This window comes from Candidatus Lokiarchaeum ossiferum (assembly GCA_025839675.1).
Taxonomy (GTDB): Archaea; Asgardarchaeota; Lokiarchaeia; order Sigyniarchaeales; family Promethearchaeaceae; genus Lokiarchaeum; species Lokiarchaeum ossiferum.
This window is the reverse complement of record CP104013.1, coordinates 4681702-4701137: the sequence shown is the minus strand read 5'-3', so window position 1 is coordinate 4701137 and position 19436 is coordinate 4681702. Positions and strand designations below refer to the sequence as shown.

Below are 19436 nucleotides of genomic sequence, written 5' to 3'. Positions count from 1 at the left end.
CATTGATTTTTTCATTTTTTACTTTATTTTAAACTAATTTTCAAGCCAAACTTAGTTATTTCCGAGCAATATTGTGATCATATCCAACAAAAGCGTTTAATAGGTTGACCTAAGATCTATTTAAGATCTAATTTGACCACCTATAACTCACGGAAGTTTTCCTTATAAATAATTGAAATAAAAAACAGCTTAATTAAATGATAGGCTGAAGCTTAGTTTAAATCTTATTTGAAAATGACACTGCTTGCGATTTGTTATAATAATAATCGAAAAAAAGAAGGGTATAATAACTAATTGTTGCCATTTTTTATGTTATCTATGAAGGAAGCTAGTTTAAATTTGGATTTCAAGACTGATTCCTTCCATTTTTGATAAATTTTTACTAAAACTGGATTGGGATGCAGATGATCTTCAGAATAATTTTTCAAATAGGATACCATGAATAACCCCTTTAAAAGTTCCCGCATACGCTCTTCATTAAACCACAAAGATTCTTGATACCTATTAAAGCCAAGGAAGTTTTGGACTTCAGGGTCTGAAAGCAAGGGTTTCAAGGAGAAATATGACAGGTTTGCTTTTTGTGAATCCAAAACAGTGTCCCAATTTTGATACCCAATTAAAATTTTCAATAAATAGATATATTCTTCAATTTTTTCATTTTCCTGACAAATTTCACCTAACACCCAATGAATGACACTACCAAGATGCCATTCTTCTACCCAGCTTCGACTCAAAAGGGAAAAATCAGTTGGATTCTTAACTTTTCCGAGTTCACGAGTTAAAACCCATCCAAAGAACATTGCCCATTTAGCATGAGTTGAAGGTGTGAGATCATCCACATTATCGAGAGATGGAGGGTTTTGTGCAAATTCTATGAAATTGTGCAATTTATTAAGGATTTCTAAAACTAAAGCGTCCCCATTGGAATCCAACCCCACAAACCTTCGAGTTTCATTAATTAACAACTTTAATTGATGTTCTATTTTTGGTTTAATTTCAATAAAACTGGTTTTTTCAACCAGTATTTGTTTCAACAGACCAGCATTGAATAATTCACGGAATGGTGTTAAAATTGGTTTATAGACCATCTCTTTTAAAGCATCATCAATGGAATGTACTCCTTTTCCACCCAGCATATTGTAAAGTTGAGAATAGTGAGAAAATTCATTATCTTGTACACTTTTCCACTCCAAAAAACACATGCTTTGATATGGTTTTAGCTCAAAATATAACCCCTTATCTTGAATTTCTTGATTTTTACGAATGTATTCCAGCTTACTCATATAATCTTTAAATATTGAATATCCTTCGCGTGGAATATTCATAGCGGAAGCAAGTTCTTTTTGAAGAATGATCCCATTTTCATTATAACCCACCGAATTCTTCACATAACCGCTAGTTTCACTATATCGATTATTATAAACAACAAAACCGCGTTCATTTCCAACCATATTTGAAAAAGCATATACATCTTCGTTTACAACATTCCCAGCCCAGAAATCATATAAATAATAATTATCCGCTTGAGCAAAAAGATAGCGCTTTTGCATAATTGGGAAGATGGTTTGCTCATGGTGATGAAGAAGAGCCCGATCTTCCGTTTCGTCCCAATAAGCTCGCCTAAACTCCATCCCATATTTTTCCTTATATCCTTGAACTTGACCATGACCAAACATTGGCAATCCAGGCATGGTAACTAATAATAAGCAAATTCCAAAATACTTCTCCCCAGTGCCAAATTGAACTGAGGCGGTTTCTTCATCAGGGTTATTCATGAAATTTACAAACCTTTGCAACATCCGCCTATCAAATTCAAGGGCTTTCTTGATGGACCCTCGATAGAGCGAATTTTCCTCATCCCGTAATGCGTTCATAAAAATACTGTTATATACTCTATGCATTCCTAAGGTTCGAACAAAAAAACCTTCTAATAACCAAAAAGCTTCAGCCAAAAGTAAAGTATCAGGTACTTCTGTCCGAATACGTTCCACCACTTCCCGCCAAAATTCTTCTGGGACTTTTTTCATAAATTCTTCTTTAGTCATGCCCATTCCCGCACGCGATGGAATATCCCCTCCAGTTCCAGGTTCTGGAAACCATAATCGTTGAAAATGTTTTCGAGTTAAGGTCATGGCAGCATCAAATCGAATTATGGGAAACATTCGAGCAACATCCAAAATCTTTTGGATTACAGCTTCACGTACTTCAGGATTCAGAAAATTTAATTGAGCAGTATCATTCCATGGCATACTCGTGCCATCATTCCCATGGTAAATATATCTCGTATCACCGGAACGAAAATCCACTCGTTTAAAAGACACAGCCGCATCGGTTCGGGAAAAATATTTATCTTCTAAATAAACACCAATATTCGAATCACCACATAGATCCGCCCCAGAATATTGATAAGAAGGAAATGGAGGATAAGGAAGTTGAACATACCAATCTGGATGATCACGCATCCATTTTGAATCGATGCCAGTGTGATTGGGGACCATATCACTCGCCAGGCGAAGCCCTCGCTGACTCGCTCGATCTTTCAAATCTTGATACGCAAGATAGCCACCTAAATCCGCTGCAATTTCATAATCGTAGAGGGAATATGCAGAAGCTTCCGCATCTGAATTACCGCACCAATTTTTTATTGTTTTTGAGGCAGGACTTCTTTCCCACAATCCAATTAACCATAAGGATGTAAAGCCCCATTTTACCAATTGATCCAACTCTTCATTTGGAATTTGATTTAAATAAATAATCTCCCGATTATATTGTTTAGAGAGCTGCCCTAGCCAAACATATGCATTCTTAGCAACCATGATGACATTAGGCATCCAAGCACTGTCAGCAGTATAGTTTTCAATATCTAATCCGTAAAAATCCATTGGTTGGATTTTTCCTGGACCAAATCCTCGCATTTTTTCTTCTTCTTGAATCAAATCCATACCGGTTAGAACTAAATATCCCCATTTACCAATAAATTCGGACCAATTTTCTTGAATATATTTCAATTGATCACGAATTGAATGTGGACTCTTTAATTCCGGATTTCGAAGAGTATCAATAATATTGGTACCAGAAAAAGTAAATTTGGGTTTGGATTCCATAAAAGTTCGGATATTTTCAACAATGGCAAGATATTGTGTCCGTTTTTCTAAATTTTCATCATCATATAATTCCATATATTGTGAAAAGGCAGGATTGGAATTTATAAGCCAGAGCTCGATAAACCCAGGCAAATATTTAATGTTATTTTTAATTCCATTTTCTTCCATTTCCAGAAATTTTTCACTTTCAATTTGATTTTTATAAACGGGATCTGGAGGAAATTCTTCTATTAAGGATTTTGTGCATTCAAGAAGGGTTTTGGAATCAAATTCTTTTTCTAAATGTTCATATAATTCTTGAGCCAAATTTGAATTTTGAATTTGATCCAAATATAATTGGTACACATACCCTTTAATTTCTGAAATTAAAGTTAATGTATAAACATCGCTTGTTTTTGCAGCAAGTTCGGGATATGAAATAAGATCCCGCTTTTGATTAAGTTGTTGAACAAATTTTCTGACTTTATGCACATCCCCTGAAAATAGTGCATCCCCATTTTCTGCAAAATACTCCTCATGGAATTGATATTTATCACGCGCATGTCTGGAAATCTTCATGATTAAATAAATACGCTTGTACCCTTTATAGTTTCTTGAATGAATTTGGTGGACATTTTCACTGAACCAGTTAAATTATTAATTCTCAAAAAGGAAATTTCCTATTAGGATATTAGAAATTTAAAGAACGAGGTTTCATTAGAATCCAAAAAAGGCTGAAATTCTTTTTTCTGAATATCTGCAATTTCAAAGATAAGGTTTTAAGTTTTAAAAAATATGAATATTATTGGAAGAGAGATGATATTTATATGACAGAAATCTTAGATTTATCCGAAATTATGGAACGAGGTAGAATTCAAGCCACTGGAAATGAAGTGCTCACACCAGAAGCCGCCGCAAAGATTGGAGCGGCATTAGGATCATATTTAGGTCCCAAAGGGATTTTAGTTGTCGCACGAGAATATTCAAATAATAATCGCATGTTAAAACGAGCATTCATTGGGGGAGTAATGAGTGCCGGAATAGATATATTAAATTTACATTCCGCTCCCGCCCCTGTTTTACAATTTTGCATTCGGCGTTTTGGAGCCAGTGCAGGAGTCTATTTTTCTTCGGTTTCTTCTGGTAAACTGCAAAATCAAATTCGCTTTTATGATTCTTCTGGTATCGAATTTAATCGCGCTTCGATTGATAGTGTCAACGAATATTTTAAGAACAACAAAATTTACCGCGCAAAACCCCTCGAAGTTGGGGCGATATCGGATATTCCACATACTCAGGACATTTATAAAAAGGCCCTTCCGCAATTTGTTAATCGAAAATTAATGAAACAAAAGAATTTACATATTGTGGTAGACTGTTCATACGGTCCCGGTGCAATTGTTATCCCATCTATCCTAACCGATTTGAAAAATGATGTGATTGCCATCAACGCCTATCAAAATGATCAAAAAGCAACCGAAATGTTTCCAAATTTGCGATCAATTAAAGATGTAATCAATATTGTGAAGGCAATTAATGCCGATTTGGGAGTAGTACTGGATACGGATGGATCTCGAGCGCTTTATATTGATGAAACAGGACGCATTCTCTCGTATGAGGAATTAATGATGTTTTTCCTCAAATATGAAGAAAAAATATCCAAACTCAAGGGATCCCCCATCATTGCGACGGAGTCATCTTCCAAAATTCTCGATCAATTTGCCATCGAAAATTGTGGATTTACCATGATTAAAACTCAAAATTTCCCCGGTGAAATCTCTCGAGGACTTCGAGAAGAACGGGCAGCCTTCGGAGGAGCCGATACCATGAAATATTATTTTCCACAATACGGACCCTTTTCAGATGCCACGTTTACCACTTTAAAAATCATTGAAATTCTCGCTCGGGAGAATCTACCCCTTTCCGCATTAATTCGTGCATTTCCAAGAACAATCCACGCATATAAAACGGTTCCACTAACAGAAGAAAAACTAAACCGGTTTAAAGAACAATTACGAAAATTGCTTCGGACTACCGAAATCGAAGGGATGGATTACCAAGATATTATGATCGGAACGAAAATTGTGTTAAAGGAGAAAGGATGGGTGACCATCACCCCGTCTGTGCATGCTAACGCAATTGAACTTGAAGCAGAAGGAAATGATCCAGAAAAGTCGGAAGACTTGATAAGATACGCGGAAGATTTAATTCAACCCATATTGTAAAAGGTTTTGAATATTAAAGCTTAAACTATGCAAGTTTTTTTTTTATTTTACAATTTTTCCCCGTTATTGATATATTTTCTTTAGAGAAATAAGATTTTTAAGGAAGAGGAGAATAAATAACATCTATACATTATTTATTAAACTAACAAAAAAATGAGAACGAAATGCCAAAAAAGTGGAACGCAGTTATCCTCGCGGGAGGATTGGGGTCTCGATTAAACCCGCTTACAGCAGAAATGTGTAAACCAATGGTTTCCGTGGCGAATCGTCCCATGATAGACTACGCCATCGACCATTTGCGGTATGCAGGGATTTCTAAAATCATTGTGTGCGTCAAAAAATTTGGAGACCAGCTCCGAAAACAAATTCAAACAACATGGACACCAGAATATCTGGAAAAAATGGGCTTAGAAATAATTATTCCAAAGAATGATTCCAAGGGAACTGCTGATGCAGTACGTATGGTTTCCGAACATATAGATTCAGAAAATGTCGTTATTTCGATGGCTGACATCATTACATCATTGGACATGAAAGCCATGATGAATTTTCACATCCAAAAAAAAGCACAATCCACGGTTAGCATGAAAAGAATTGAAGAAATGGCTACCAAATATGGAAATACGATGCTTGCCGAAGATGGAAAAATTTTGCGATTTTTAGAAAAACCCTCTTCTGAAGAAATTTACTTGTCAGCATTAACTGGAGGAGGGGCAGAATCCTTGCCAATAATCAATACTGGAATTTATTGCTTCAAGAAGGAGATTATCGATTTTCTAAATAATAATGAAATGATGGATTTTGGAAAAGATGTATTTCCCTATTTGAAAGAAAATAATTACCGCCTTTATGGATTTCTCCCTACTTCCAATTATTACTGGTTAGATGTTGGAAATCCCACCACATATTTATGGAGTAACTGGGATATGCTTCGACTCTATGGATTTCCAATTTCACCTAAAGGAGTACGACAAGGAGATGCACACATTTGGTATCTTGATAATGAAAAACCCACATCCAATTTATCTCATGGCCCTTATGTAAGTTTAGGTAAGAATAATCAATATGGGACCAGTAATTTCATCAAAGAACTTACCACAGTTGGTTCCAATTGCCGATTCTCTAATCACGTTTATATCGATCGTAGTGTTATTTGGGATAATGTGAAACTTGGGAATGGAGTCAGAGTAGAACAATCCATCATCGCTAATAATGTAGAAATTGCCGATCATTGTATCATCCGATCAAATACAGTAATTGGTCCAAACTGCAAAATTCTCAAACCCAATACGGTTTTAGATGCTCAAACACTCAACGAAAATACCATTATTGAGTAATTTTCTTTTTTTTCTTCGATCACCCAACTTAATTCGTTCTAAAACGTAAAAATATCTTTATAAATTCAATTTCTCATACTTAACTATGGCTGATATTTTACCGGTCCCAGAAACTCTCATTTTCTTTCATGGTTTATTAAAGTTAATCATTGGTGTGGTTGCTTTAATATATGCTTTCCTTTTAATCCCAAAATATAAGCAGAAAAAATCAAAAATCACCATTTTCCTTCTCTTTACTTATATCTTCACTTCTCTCGGGATGATTTTTTCGGGGTTTGATAATTTTTTAGGATGGGATGATCTATTAGGAGAAAATACATGGTTAGGTTTTGGTTTCAGCCAAATTTTCGTTGGTTGTGCCAATACTGCTTTTATTGCATTATATCTCGAAATTTTTCGGGTCAAAGAGAACTGGAATACATCCCATTATATATTGTGGGCAAGCTACGCGATATTAATGCTTGGTTCTTCCACTTTGATTATGACCTATTATTCATTTCATTGGCCTCGGGTAATTTTACTGCAAAATGTAATTTTTCTACTATTGTCCATCCTCTGTTTCGGGTTATGGACAATTAGCAGCACTCGAATTTTACACCGTATGGATGATGCCAAATACAAAACTAAGTTTCGATCGTTCCAATTAATGGGAATTAGCTTCATACTTCTATTCATCCTCTTTACATTAGCCAATTTAAGTGATTCCCCTAGTTTTTTCACATGGTTCGCATCATTCTTCATGATGTTAGGCTTTTATTTTAGTTATCGTGGGTTCTTACATTCCTAAATTGTTGAACTTTTTTGTTCTCTTAATTTATTTTTTCTGTTTTTTAAAAAAAGCCCTTCGATCCCTCAATCTTCATCCCCAAAATCTATTAAACAAAGCAAAATCTATATAACATATTTCATCAGAATATGAATTAATACGATCTGCAATACAAATATCATCAATAAAAAAACAGATCAAACCGTTGTGATACTTGAATGTCTGGCCCGAAAGAATATATCTTCAAAGTAGTTGTACTTGGTGATGGTGCGGTTGGTAAAACATCTCTTGTTCTCCAGTTTACGGAAAGAAAATTCAATGAAAATTACATTATGAGCATCGGGGCCAATTTTGCAATTAAGATGATCAATAAACCTGAAGAAAATTTGGCAATTCGACTCCAGATTTGGGATTTGGCGGGTCAAAAACACTTTCAATTTGTAAGACCATCCTTTTACCGAGGAGCGTTCGCATGTATTTTTGTGTTTGATTTAACCCGCAGAGAGTCATACGAACACGTGAAGAACTGGGTGGAAGAATCAGAACAATATGCGCCTGGAGTCCCTCGAATATTACTGGGAAATAAGGTTGATTTGATCGAAGAGCGGGTGGTGTCGAAAACGGAAGGGGAAGCATTGGCACAAGAATTGCGCGCATCCTATTATGAAACTTCGGCGAAAGAAGCGAAGAATGTGGACATTTGTTTCGACGATTTAAATAATCAGCTCATGGACATCCACATTTGGAAGAAGCCCTATTCTAAATAATCGTGATTTTTGAATGTTCCACACATTTTATCCTTCAGTTATTTCAGTATAAACGGAAGGGATGGTAATATTCTGTTGGAGTTAATTTCCGATTATTTAAACTTATATTCATGAACAATATTATGATCTATCCAATTATCGGTTATTTTTTATTCGATTTGGAGAGAAAAAAGAGTGGCATATTTCCCCGCCCTATTAATTTGGAATAATAAAAAAAAAACATATTCTTGACTATTTTTATGATTTCAATCATATTACTGCATAATTAATTTCACAATGACGAGATTTCTAGAGATTTTATTTTACTCTTTTCCAAATATTGGCCTCCTAAAACAATTAAGAAGTAGCGCACTATATATTATCTAAGAATAATCATCTTCGAGTAATCCGGAGAACTAAATGAAAATGGCCCAAAAACGTCCCCCAAAATTTTGCTGGGGTTGCGGTGCAGAATTGAAGGATTCCCAGAAATTTTGTACAAAATGTGGAAAACCCGTGAGTCAAAAGAAAGAATTGACACCTAAAAAACGAGTTTCTCCTACCACAGTTCCAAGAACGGCATCCTTTCAAAACTATGGAGCAACACCTCAAACACCAACTATCGCTCAAAATCCAATACAAAGCACCACGCAACGCACCAGTTCAGCCCAATACCCGCAACGAACTCCAATGGTAACTGCCATGGAACCAAATACACAGCCGCAAGCACCAATACCCACCTATTCTCAAAGTAGTTATCAGTCACCCCAAATCGAAGCCCAATCTTTAGATAATAAACCTGTTTTAGAACGAATAGACAATCTAGAGCAAAAATTAGACGGTTTTGATCTCCAAGGAAGATTTGAAAAAGTGGAATATAAGTTGAATGCTTTATTCGGCGAAGTTCATTTTACAGATCAAATCAAAGATTTAAGCAAAGAATTAAAAGAAAATTCACCAAATGAAGCAGTAAACAAGTTATCGGATAAGATGGAACATTATCAATCCCAAATAGACATGAAAATCTCTAATTTAGCCACTACGGAAGATGTTTCCAGGATTAAATCAAAATTAGATACGTTGGATATGAATCGTCTGGACAATCGATTAGGTAAAATTGAAGATAGATTATCTAAGTTTAATGCGGATGAGAAAATAACGAATTTAGCAAAAAATACCGTTGAGCGACTCAATAGCATGGAGCAAAAAGTTGAAAACTTGAATATTGAATCCCGAACTCGCTTGATGAATATTGATAAAACGGTTGGGAAATTTGAACATCGATTAGAAAGTATGAATAATGCTTTAGCAACCTTGGTCCCATCTTTGATTAAACTCACGGAAAAAGTGAACCAACTTCAATTCACAGCTCAAACACTTAAATCAGATAAATCTCCAGAATCGGCAAAACCGAGTGCCACTAAATTAGATCTTCCACCCTTCCCAGGAAAGAAGAAGGAAGTTCAAAAACCCCAAAAACAACCAACAATTGAAGATGAACCTGAAATAGAAACGAATACATCAAAAGATAATGTTGCAGATATTAAGAAAATGTTGAATGATTAATAGTCACTTTTTTTCCCCCCTTTCTCCCGAGGAACCAAATTTGGACCAACCCTGAAAGATGGGTAAAACTACTTTAGAAACATGAAAGACCACCAGTTTTTTTCTCTGAAAAAGGGAAGGTTATTGAACAGAATGAAATTTGAGAGGTTAAGTCGGTTTTTTCATTAAAATTGTGGATTCCATAGGTTCAAGGTAAGAGAGCACTTTAATCAAGAAGTGATATAGGAAAAATTTTTTGAAAAGATGATCTTTAATAAATTAAAGCGGGAAATGAAGATTATTGCATTTTGCGGGAAAAAAAACTAAGCGTATCCAAAAAAATTTTATTTCATGCTGTATTTTACAACTCAATGTATTTAGCAAGTCAATCTTGCTAAAATAAAAATGTGAAAACTATGCCAGTTACAGATCCTTATCTCAGAAGAGTGGCAGATCATTATCACCTCTACGTCTATCTCTGCAGAAAGTGTGGAGCCCGCAATCCATTTCGTGCTAAAAAATGTCGTCGATGCCGAAGCAAAGATTTACGAGCCAAGAAAAGAGAGCGATAATCTATTTAGTGAGTTGAAAAAAACATGCCCGTAGAAATATTTGAAGAAGCAGAATTTATCAAAATTGCTCAAACCTCCGCAGATTTATGTCGTATTAAAAAATCTAAAGACATCGTGAAACTCAAATTACGAACTCCAAAGCATTTATTTACCTTCAAAACCACTCCTGCCAAAGCAGAAGAGTTATTGAAACAAATTGAAATAGAACAAGTTGAAATTTAATTCGTTTTTTTTCAAAATAAAGTGAAACGAATTATTTTTCTCGTATTCTTTTTTCTAACTACTTTCTTAATTTTCCCAAGGTTATCCCCATGAAAATCAAAGTAAATCATCAATACAAACAAGCACTTATTTTACGAACAGATTTGAAAATGTCTACAGGAAAGAAAGTTGCCCAAGGTGCCCACGCATCGGTTATTGCGGTGGAATATGCTCGAAAATATACACCCGCCATCCATCAAGCTTGGGGGAAAGAGGGGCAAAAAAAAATTGCACTCAAAGTAACCAGCGAAACGGATCTTCTCCAAATTTATCAAGAAGCGAAAGATGCGGGGCTTCCATGCAGTTTGATTCAAGATGCAGGACTAACACAGTTAGAACCAGGATCTAAAACCGCAGTTGCAATTGGACCCGCCAAAGCCGAACAAGTAGATAGAATTACCAGTAAATTAAAATTACTTTAAGGTTTTTTGAAAACTAAGGGGAGATCCAAACAAATTTAAGCCTCCCCACCTAAATTTACATCGGAGAATATCAAAATGCCCATGATAAGTCTACAAGTGAATGCACAGTTGATAAACGAATTGGATGGAATTCAAAAGCAATTAGGAGTTACCTCCCGTAGTGAAATTTTACGCATGGCAATTAATAATTTGATTCGGGAAAACCAAAAGGAAGCTCCTTCAGAATCTCACAGAATTGCATGTATTACAGTTCATCATGAAGTACGCGAAGATATCTACGATCGCTTTCTTGGTCTTACTGAACAACATGAATCTATTATCAAATCAATTGGTCAATATAATTTAAAAAATATTATCATTAAATCAATCATGGTAGCCGGGTCTGGGACAGAAATTGATGATTTTTTCCACAGTTTAAGCGGCGATCGCTTGTTTAAATGCACGATCACATACATTATCATCCCAGAAAAGGATCATATTGAGTAATAACCTCCTTTTTTCGACTTCATATTTGTAAATAAAAGAAATTTCTTGTGAAATTGAAACCACTGTGGTCGAAAGTCTATAGCAAGCGTAAAGAATAATCCAAGTGTTTATGAGGTTGCAAAACCGTTGAAGAGGTACTAATAATATCAACTCCGCTTTGGGCATACTCGAGTATTGAAGCAGGGGTGATATTGCCAGATGCTTCAAAAAGAACCCCTTTGCGGGCAATTTTTAGAGATGAAAGAGCCTTTTTAATCTCATCAGGAGACATATTGTCAAGCATAATAATATCAGCCCCGCTTTCGATAGCAGGAATAATATCTTCCGAATTCTCCAGTTCAATTTCGATTTTTTTGGAAAAACTAATCGTTTTCTTGGCATCCAATAATAAACGGGATACATCGCCCCCATAAAACGCTAAATGGGTATCTTTAAACATGACCATATCACTGAGATTCCAGCGATGTGTATCGCCTCCGCCGAAAAAGACTGCTTTTTTTTCAAACCACCCAAAGCCGGGAGTCACTTTTCGAGTAGTCGCAATAATAGTAGGGAACTGAGCAGCTCTTACCTTGGAAACCAAATCATGAGTGCTGGTCGCTATGGATGAAAGGATCATCAAAAAATCCAAAGCCGTTCGTTCGATCATCAAAATGTTCCGCAAATTACCTTCAATTTGGAAGACATTTTCTCCCTTAGAAATAGATTCCCCATCATATTTCTCCTGAACGACTTGCACTCCAAGATCTTCAAACAAGAGGCGTGCTTCTTCTGCGCCTGCCACAATTCCAGAAGATTTTGCAAAAATTCGAGCCGAGCGAAGTGAATCTGCGGGAATTAACCCACTGGAAAGATCTCCAAATCCGATGTCAATATTCAGATAATTGCGGAGTTTTTGTAATAAAAGTGGTTTTGGAATCGAAAAGGGATGATTTTGTGGAACCATGGGGATCACCGTAAGGTTATTTAGGGTTTGTTTTTCTTCCTTTTTGGATGTTTAGAATATTTCGAGTAGAAACTTTTGGATGATTTTTTTCGTGAAGATGTGGGAGATTTCTTATGTTGTTGAAAATTCTGAGGGTAAAGGACATTTTTTTGTTTCTTTTTCTCATTATATCCATAGGGAACATAAACGGGTTCCATGGTGAAAGGATTAAGTCCGGTATAATACATGCAAGAAGAAATTGACATCGGGGTTGGGGTAAAGATTTGAATACTCTCACAATTTTCATAATGTAAATGCTTGATCTGACGTCGAAGGATGAGCGCGTCTTGCATAGTACTTCCAGGATGAGCTGTAAGGAAATAATATTTAAGGGTTTGTTTGAGAGGTTGATTAATTTGATCAAATTTTTGCTTGAACTCATCAAACCGGGAATTATCCTTATTCATCAGAGTTAAGACCTTGGGAGAAAAATGTTCAGGAGCAATTTTCAAGGAACCTGAGATATGATATTTGGAGATCTCTTTAAGGTATGGAAGGGAATCTAAAGCTAAATCATAGCGAATACCGCTTCGCACAAAAATTTTCTTAATGCCAGCAATTTGGCGGGCTTTTTGGAGCAAGGAGATATTTTGATGATGAGAACGATCTAAGAGGGAACATTCCAAACAGTTTTTAGAACAATTATACCTGTGAATACAATCCATCCCATACATATTGGCGGAAGGGCCACCCAAATCAGAAATATACGATTTGAACTCAGGTAATTGGGCCATGGTGTCAATTTCACGTAAAATATTGGCTTCGGAACGAGAAACAATTTTAGTTCCTTGGTGGAGGGCAATAGCACAGAAATGACAATTCCCAAAACATCCCCGGTGAGTAATGATGGAAAACCGCGCCATTTCAAATTCTTTGAATTTTTTAGGGATGACATAGGTAAAGGGAAGATCATAGATTCGGTCCAGATCTGCAGTAGTATAATCAGGCATTCGATACTTCACAATAAAACGATTTCCAGCGGGTTGAATGAGATTCGCTTGATTGGAAAATTGAAGTTGCATTAAACAAAATGCTTCTTTGGATTGAAGAACTTCTTCATGGGAGGGAAGAAGAGTGAATTTTTTTCCCATGAACGAAGATCCTTGAAGATCTTCTAAGAATTCGGATGAAATAATGGATGTTCCAGGAATTCCCATCAATGATTGATGGTCGTCTAAACGATGAGCAATTTCAATGATTTGCAATTCTCCAGGACCATAGACCAAAATATCTGCTCTAGAATCCAATAGAATTGATCTACGTAGTTTATTATCCCAATAATCATAATGGGTAAACCTCCGAAGGGACGCTTCTACCCCCCCAAGAACAATGGGGATGAATTTTCTCTTTGAAGTAGACATATCTCCTGATTTTTCACTTTGTTTAGAATTGAGAAAGTGTTTCTGAATTTCTTTAACTTTATGAGAATACACAATAACTGCTCGGTCAGGAATCTCCGAGTTGAAAGGACTATAGGGATCTGAAGCGCGTGGTTTTTTTAAGGGAGTGTAATTTTGTAGCATGCTATCAATAGAACCCGAAGTAATCCCATAAAAAAGGCGGGGAAAACCGAGCTTAAGAAAATCCTCGGAAGATTTCCAATTGGGTTTTTCAATAATTCCAACCGAGAACCCTTCTGCTTCCAAAACCCGGGCAATAACTCCCACCCCAGAATGGGGATGATCTGCCCAAAATTCTCCCGAGATTAAAATGATATCATAGGATTGGTCTTTCGAAGGTAAGGGTTCAGTGCTAATCATCGTAGGTGAATAAAATTTTCTTAAAAAAAGAATCTGTCGTATTTAAAAAATAATCAATTAATTCTATTCACCTATTTCTTTTCGGCGAACTAACCCCCGAGGTTCCGTTTCTTCAAAAATAGTGGCAGTAAAGCGTTCAACAGTTGTATTTTTTATATCCTTCCAAGCATCTGGAGCCAACCATGCTTTTTGACAGGTTTGTTCTAAAAATTGGATAGGAGTCCAGTTTCGATCATGTTCAACCGGGACTTGGGGGAGTAATAATCCCCGATGATGTCCTTTGGAAATGATCAATCCATCCCGTCCAATAACCACTTCTTTTTCATAATCTAAGGGATCAGTCACTGTTATTTTTTCGGGAATGGAGAGAATAGAGATTTCTACAAGAATTTTATCCATTTCTTCATACTTTACTTTAGGAAAGCGCGGATCTTCAGTTGCTGCAGAAATAGAAACATTTTGAACAGTCTCAATCAATGCATAATGAGGTAAAATAATTCCGATACAACCCCGTAAAGGATTACCCGGAAGAATAGAATATTTATTAAGGGTTACAAAAGCTCCCCCTTTAATCCCAAAACGATTGATAAGATCATCCGGAATATCTAAGCGAAGACCTAAAGTTAGGTAGTTTTCGATATTTGCCCGAGCATAGCGGATTAATTTTTCGCCATCTTCTAATGTCCATTGTTGAGTCATTGTAGTTCCCCTATCAAGTGAAGGACAAATAAACCTAAGAATAAATTGATTTAGTTATAGCTTTTTTAGCTATAGTAAAAAATTTTTGCAAAAAAAAAGTAGTGATCAGTTTTTTATAAGAATTTTTCCAAAGGGAGAAGATAACCCATGGATGTTATCATAGGCAAGGTTTCCTTCCAGAAACACCTTTTGTACTTGAGCGGTTATTGGGTGATTTTCCCAAGGAGTCCATTTCTGTTTACTCAACATTTCAGTACCTTTTATCGGATAAGCATCCACTTCTTTCATCAAAACTAAATCAGCATCAAACCCAACTGAAATCTCACCCTTATTTGCAATTCCAAAGAGTTTTGCTGGTTGGGTTGCATAATAGTTTATTACTGTCTTTAAAGTTAAACGTTCTGCAAATACTTCGGTCAAAAGAATGCGACTGGCGAAATCAATATACGGAAAGCCTGAAGGAGCCACTTCAAAAGGTTGTTGTTTTTCTTCCAAAGTATGAGGAGCATGATCTGTGCCAATCGAATGTATGTCGCCTTTTTGGATCAAAGCATACATCGCCTTTTGGAATTTTTGCGCTCGTAAAGGAACTAAGACTTTCGCGAAATTTTCATCGGGAAACGACATTGACTTATGCAATAGGGCATGATGGGGAGAAACCTCTACCGATGCAGAATATCCATGATCCAATAGCACTCTTTTAACCACTTGAACTGGATCGGGATGGGACACATGAACAAAATGAACATGAGGAGCATCTTTAGGATTCGGAAAATATTTTCGTAATAATGTGGCGATCATTTCGACACAGGCTAACTCATTTGTATAAATTGGATGATGAACATCATGAGCAAATAAATTGGGATTTGGGGCTTTTTCAGCAGAGGCAATTGCTACACCGGTGTCCCACATACGTTGCAAAATTTTAGGATCTCGAGGGTATTCGGGATGGAAAATCAATGGGAGATTCATCTGCTTGGCTGTGAGCATTAATTGTGTCCAATTTGGATAAGTATTCATGAAATGCTTAAGAGTTTTAGGAACAGATTCCGCAAAAAATTCAGGATCAGCATCGTTAACCCATCCAGGAGTCCATTCAAGGGGTACATCTTGGGATTGATCTCCAGGATATATTTTGATCCCAAAAACACCAAGAGAAGATATTTGCTTCAATTCTTCGAAAGAAAAACCTTCCTTAACAGTAGTATACAGCCCAATGTTACAAAATAATGATTTTGAAGCCGCCATGGTTTTATATTCTGAAAGAGCATCAAAGGTAGAAAGAGGTGGATCAGTATTCGGCATTGAAAGTACGGTAGTGACTCCCCCTGCAATAGCACCTTTAGAACCAGTTGTGAGAGTTTCCTTATAAGCTTGCTTGGAATCCCGAAAGTGAACATGAGCATCAATAAATCCCGGAAGTAAAAGGGCATTTTCACAATCTATCCGAGAATTAGGGTCTCCAATTGAAGAAAGCATTTCAGAAGAAGGATGTCCTTTTCCGATAAAGTCAATTTTTCCTTCTTTAATTACTAAATGTCCATGCATTAATTTATTTGCGGTAAAAATCTGGGCATTGTATAAAAGCTTCATATGGAAAAAAAGGAATTCATTCATAATATTCTTTTGAATTTCTTATGAATTTCCATCCCAGAGATATTTTTTAAGATCTACTTTAAAATTTCGACCTACTTCAACACCCTCCTTCTCAAGAAGGGCTTTTTGGGTTTCGCAAGAAGCATCAGATTTGAGTACAAGCTTCCCTTGAGAATTAATCACGCGATGCCATGGTAAAGCATATTTTTCGGTCATAGAATGAAGGGCCCATGAAACTTGGCGCGCTCCACGAGGACTTCCTGCTAACCGCGCTATGGATCCATATGTTGAAACTTTTCCTACAGGGATGTTTTGGATGATTTCGATAACTCGCATTGTAAAAGGTGTAGGCATTTTAGTAACCATTTGAAATTGATTGAAAATTGTGCAAAAAAAAATTACCAAAGGTATTTCTTACGTTTTTTCTTCTGATTACCCATCATTTGTTGCATTTGAGCCAGATCAGGCATGCCTCCTCCATCCATTCCAGGCATTCCACCATCCATCCCTGGCACTTGCTGACCCCGTTTACCACGTCGTTTTCTACCGAGCATTCCTTTCATCATAGAATTCATTTGTGACCATTGCTTCAATAAACCCTTAACTTCGGTATAGGTTGTACCACTTCCTCGAGAAATTCGGGTAATTCGAGTTTTTCGAATCACTTCTGGATTATCCCGCTCATGGGGAGTCATAGATTTCATCATTACTTCGATACGATCCATGTTCCCTTCCGCCATTTCTTTGACTTCCTTCGGAATATTGGCACCCCCCATCATAGCAAGTACTTTTCCAAAACCTCCCATCTTGCGGAGAGATTTCATTTGATCATACATGTCATTTAGGGTAAATTTCCCTTTTTTCATCCGGGAAATCTGATCATCATCGGGTTCAATTCCCAACTCTTCAATCTTTTTCAAGAGTCCTTCTAAATCAGGAATGCCCATTAATGTTCCAACAAAAGAAGTGGGGCTGAATTCGTCCAAATCGTCAACTCTTTCTCCCACCCCAATAAACTTAATGGGTGCTTTGGCAGCAGCTGCCGCGGAAAGAGCACCACCCCCTTTTGCAGAACCATCGAGTTTTGTAATAATAATGCTTCCCACATGGGTCGTTTCAGAAAAAGCTTTAGCTTGGGAATAGGCTTGTTGCCCCAAAGTTCCATCGATCACGAGTATGGTTTCATTGGGCTTAATTACATTTTCGAGTTTTTGCATTTCTTTCATTAAACCCGATTCTTCTTTATGACGCCCAGCGGTATCAACGATAATAAGATCTTTTTTGTCTTTTCCTGATTTGGTAAATTGTTTTAATCCTTTTTTAGCTAACTTGAGGGCACTTTTTTCTTTTGGATTCCCAAAGTGAGCTACACCAATAGAATCCATCGTTTGAGCCATCTGTTCATATGCTCCAGGTCGATCCGTATCGGTACATACTGCTCCAACCTTGAATCCTTTTTTCTTATAGAAATTAGCGAGCTTGCCAACGGTCGTGGTTTTCCCAGACCCTTGAATACCAACTAAAAGAATGATTGTTTCCTTACCCGTTTTAATTCTTTTCGGTGCATCTTTCCCACCTAATAGATTTATTAATTCATCATGGAGAATTTTAATTATATAGTCTTTCCGGTTAATTTTTTCATTTATTTTTTGATCCATAGCCCGTTTCTTAATTATTTCTGTCACTTGTAAACATATCTCAACATTGACATCAGCCATTAACAAGCTACGCTGCAATTCCTTAATTAAAGCGTTAATAACATCTTTGTTAATCTCGGGGAGTCTTCTAACCTTCCTAATAAGCCCATCCAGTGATTTCCCTAATCCTTCAAGCACCATATTTCTTCACAAATTGATTACAATATAACTAAAAGAAATCGCATTGAATAATTTTATGTGTTCACGAACCATCATTATATCATGCGAGAGGAGAATGGAAAAAAAACAACGTTTCAAAATCTACTGAAAAATAAAAAAGTCTATGCATCCATTCTCCTTCTAATCGTTATAGGTGCATCCTATGGAGGATCTTATGGAATTGTTCAGTCAAAAATTGATGAAAAACTCGAAAATCTAACTTTTGAAAATATGTTTCTCACTATTTTAGGCGCGAACATTACCAGTCTATCGGAAACAAATCTTATTTGTAATATTGCTTTCGAAAGCAAGGTTAATTCATCATTTTCTGATGTTAAATTCAAATTATCCAAGTTTAATGTTGGTTTCCAAAATTTGACTGCTGGAATCGTTCAAATTGATCCTTCAGAGGAAATTTTTGATTTTCAACAAGAACCATTGTCAAAAGAATTCAACATTTCCCTTCCAAACCCCAATTTTTATAACCGAACCCTCCAGGATTTCATTGCTAATAACCATATTAATCTTACTTTTTTCGGAGAGTTTCATTTACTCAAAGCGGGGGCAATTTATCCCCCTTTTGACTTTAATTTCACATTAAGTTTTTCTAAAGAGAATTTATTTCCTGAATTATTCAATGATTTCAACTTTACTATTAACGATCTGGATTTTAACTATGCAGATCTTTCCTACTCCATTGATTTTTCAACAATATTCTTTAATCCCATGAATATTGATGTCAGAATTTGTTCGATAGGAGGAAATATAAGTTTTAATATGTACGAATTAGGGGAAGATAATCCTCCCTTGAATAATATCCATTTGGCTCAGCTCAATTATACTTGGCTAGATGAACCACTCATTATAAAAAAAAACCAGATTTTCAGTCATAATTTTACTTTCTCTGGACATTTTGAAAGTTATGAGACACCAATACTATTATTACTTTGTTTGGATGAAGAGCAAATCGAAATTAATTTAGAGAACATAACAATAAATTTGACTGTGTTAAGTTATCCGTTTTCGATAATTTTTTCAATTCCAGATATGTCATTTTCAACAACAAAAATCGCTATTTAATCCATGAAATTTTTAGG

The 19436-nt window shown here is 36.1% G+C and carries 16 protein-coding genes and 1 pseudogene; 10 read left to right on the top strand and 7 right to left on the bottom strand.

What is annotated here, in order from left to right; all coding sequences use genetic code 11:
• Positions 1-290: 290 nt before the first annotated feature.
• Positions 291-3662, bottom strand: a complete 3372-nt coding sequence (locus tag NEF87_RS20200) for an alpha-amylase family glycosyl hydrolase (protein WP_457917246.1) — start codon at positions 3660-3662, stop codon at positions 291-293.
• A 248-nt stretch (positions 3663-3910) separates the two neighbouring features.
• On the opposite strand from NEF87_RS20200, the gene NEF87_RS20195 reads away from it, so the two are divergent.
• The 9 genes from NEF87_RS20195 to NEF87_RS20155 all read left to right on the top strand — a co-directional run bounded on the left by NEF87_RS20195 (position 3911) and on the right by NEF87_RS20155 (position 11443).
• Positions 3911-5308 (top strand): phosphohexomutase domain-containing protein, encoded by a 1398-nt coding sequence (locus NEF87_RS20195; RefSeq protein ID WP_371803286.1) that lies wholly within the window; start codon positions 3911-3913, stop codon positions 5306-5308.
• A 164-nt stretch (positions 5309-5472) separates the two neighbouring features.
• The gene (locus tag NEF87_RS20190; RefSeq protein ID WP_371803285.1) at positions 5473-6645 is read left to right on the top strand and encodes a sugar phosphate nucleotidyltransferase; all 1173 of its coding nucleotides are present in this window, start codon (positions 5473-5475) and stop codon (positions 6643-6645) included.
• An 85-nt stretch (positions 6646-6730) separates the two neighbouring features.
• Positions 6731-7432, top strand: coding sequence for a hypothetical protein (locus NEF87_RS20185; protein ID WP_457917245.1), 702 nt, complete (start codon positions 6731-6733; stop codon positions 7430-7432).
• A 197-nt stretch (positions 7433-7629) separates the two neighbouring features.
• Positions 7630-8178 carry a Rab family GTPase gene (locus NEF87_RS20180; protein WP_371803283.1) on the top strand — a complete coding sequence of 183 codons (549 nt, stop codon included), beginning with the start codon at positions 7630-7632 and terminating at the stop codon, positions 8176-8178.
• A 399-nt stretch (positions 8179-8577) separates the two neighbouring features.
• Positions 8578-9723: a zinc-ribbon domain-containing protein gene (locus tag NEF87_RS20175; protein ID WP_457917244.1), complete on the top strand. Its 1146-nt coding sequence runs from the start codon at positions 8578-8580 to the stop codon at positions 9721-9723.
• A 395-nt stretch (positions 9724-10118) separates the two neighbouring features.
• Positions 10119-10274, top strand: a complete 156-nt coding sequence (locus NEF87_RS20170; RefSeq protein WP_371803279.1) for a 50S ribosomal protein L40e — start codon at positions 10119-10121, stop codon at positions 10272-10274.
• A gap of 24 nt (positions 10275-10298) precedes the next feature.
• Positions 10299-10496, top strand: coding sequence for a hypothetical protein (locus NEF87_RS20165; RefSeq protein WP_371803278.1), 198 nt, complete (start codon positions 10299-10301; stop codon positions 10494-10496).
• 89 nt (positions 10497-10585) lie between these two features.
• Entirely contained in the window at positions 10586-10957 is a 372-nt protein-coding gene (pth2, locus tag NEF87_RS20160; protein WP_371803277.1) for a peptidyl-tRNA hydrolase Pth2, read from the top strand.
• Positions 10958-11032: 75 nt separating this feature from the next.
• Positions 11033-11443: a CopG family ribbon-helix-helix protein gene (locus NEF87_RS20155; protein WP_371803276.1), complete on the top strand. Its 411-nt coding sequence runs from the start codon at positions 11033-11035 to the stop codon at positions 11441-11443.
• A gap of 76 nt (positions 11444-11519) precedes the next feature.
• On the opposite strand, the gene nadC is transcribed toward NEF87_RS20155, so the two are convergent.
• The 6 genes and pseudogenes from nadC to NEF87_RS20125 form a co-directional block, all read right to left on the bottom strand.
• Positions 11520-12389, bottom strand: coding sequence for a carboxylating nicotinate-nucleotide diphosphorylase (gene nadC, locus NEF87_RS20150; protein WP_371803275.1), 870 nt, complete (start codon positions 12387-12389; stop codon positions 11520-11522).
• A gap of 20 nt (positions 12390-12409) precedes the next feature.
• The gene (locus NEF87_RS20145; protein WP_457917243.1) at positions 12410-14188 is read right to left on the bottom strand and encodes a DUF3362 domain-containing protein; all 1779 of its coding nucleotides are present in this window, start codon (positions 14186-14188) and stop codon (positions 12410-12412) included.
• Between the two features lie 63 nt (positions 14189-14251).
• The gene (locus tag NEF87_RS20140; protein ID WP_457917242.1) at positions 14252-14887 is read right to left on the bottom strand and encodes a TIGR00296 family protein; all 636 of its coding nucleotides are present in this window, start codon (positions 14885-14887) and stop codon (positions 14252-14254) included.
• Between the two features lie 105 nt (positions 14888-14992).
• The gene (locus NEF87_RS20135; protein ID WP_371803271.1) at positions 14993-16480 is read right to left on the bottom strand and encodes a dihydroorotase; all 1488 of its coding nucleotides are present in this window, start codon (positions 16478-16480) and stop codon (positions 14993-14995) included.
• A 42-nt stretch (positions 16481-16522) separates the two neighbouring features.
• Entirely contained in the window at positions 16523-16849 is a 327-nt protein-coding gene (locus tag NEF87_RS20130; protein WP_371803270.1) for an MGMT family protein, read from the bottom strand.
• Between the two features lie 173 nt (positions 16850-17022).
• Positions 17023-18321 (bottom strand): annotated as a pseudogene (locus tag NEF87_RS20125) (signal recognition particle receptor subunit alpha); the annotation flags it as partial.
• An 81-nt stretch (positions 18322-18402) separates the two neighbouring features.
• On the opposite strand from NEF87_RS20125, the gene NEF87_RS20120 reads away from it, so the two are divergent.
• Complete coding sequence (locus tag NEF87_RS20120) at positions 18403-19419, top strand: hypothetical protein (RefSeq protein ID WP_457917241.1); 1017 nt, start codon at positions 18403-18405, stop codon at positions 19417-19419.
• The last annotated feature ends 17 nt before the right edge of the window (positions 19420-19436 follow it).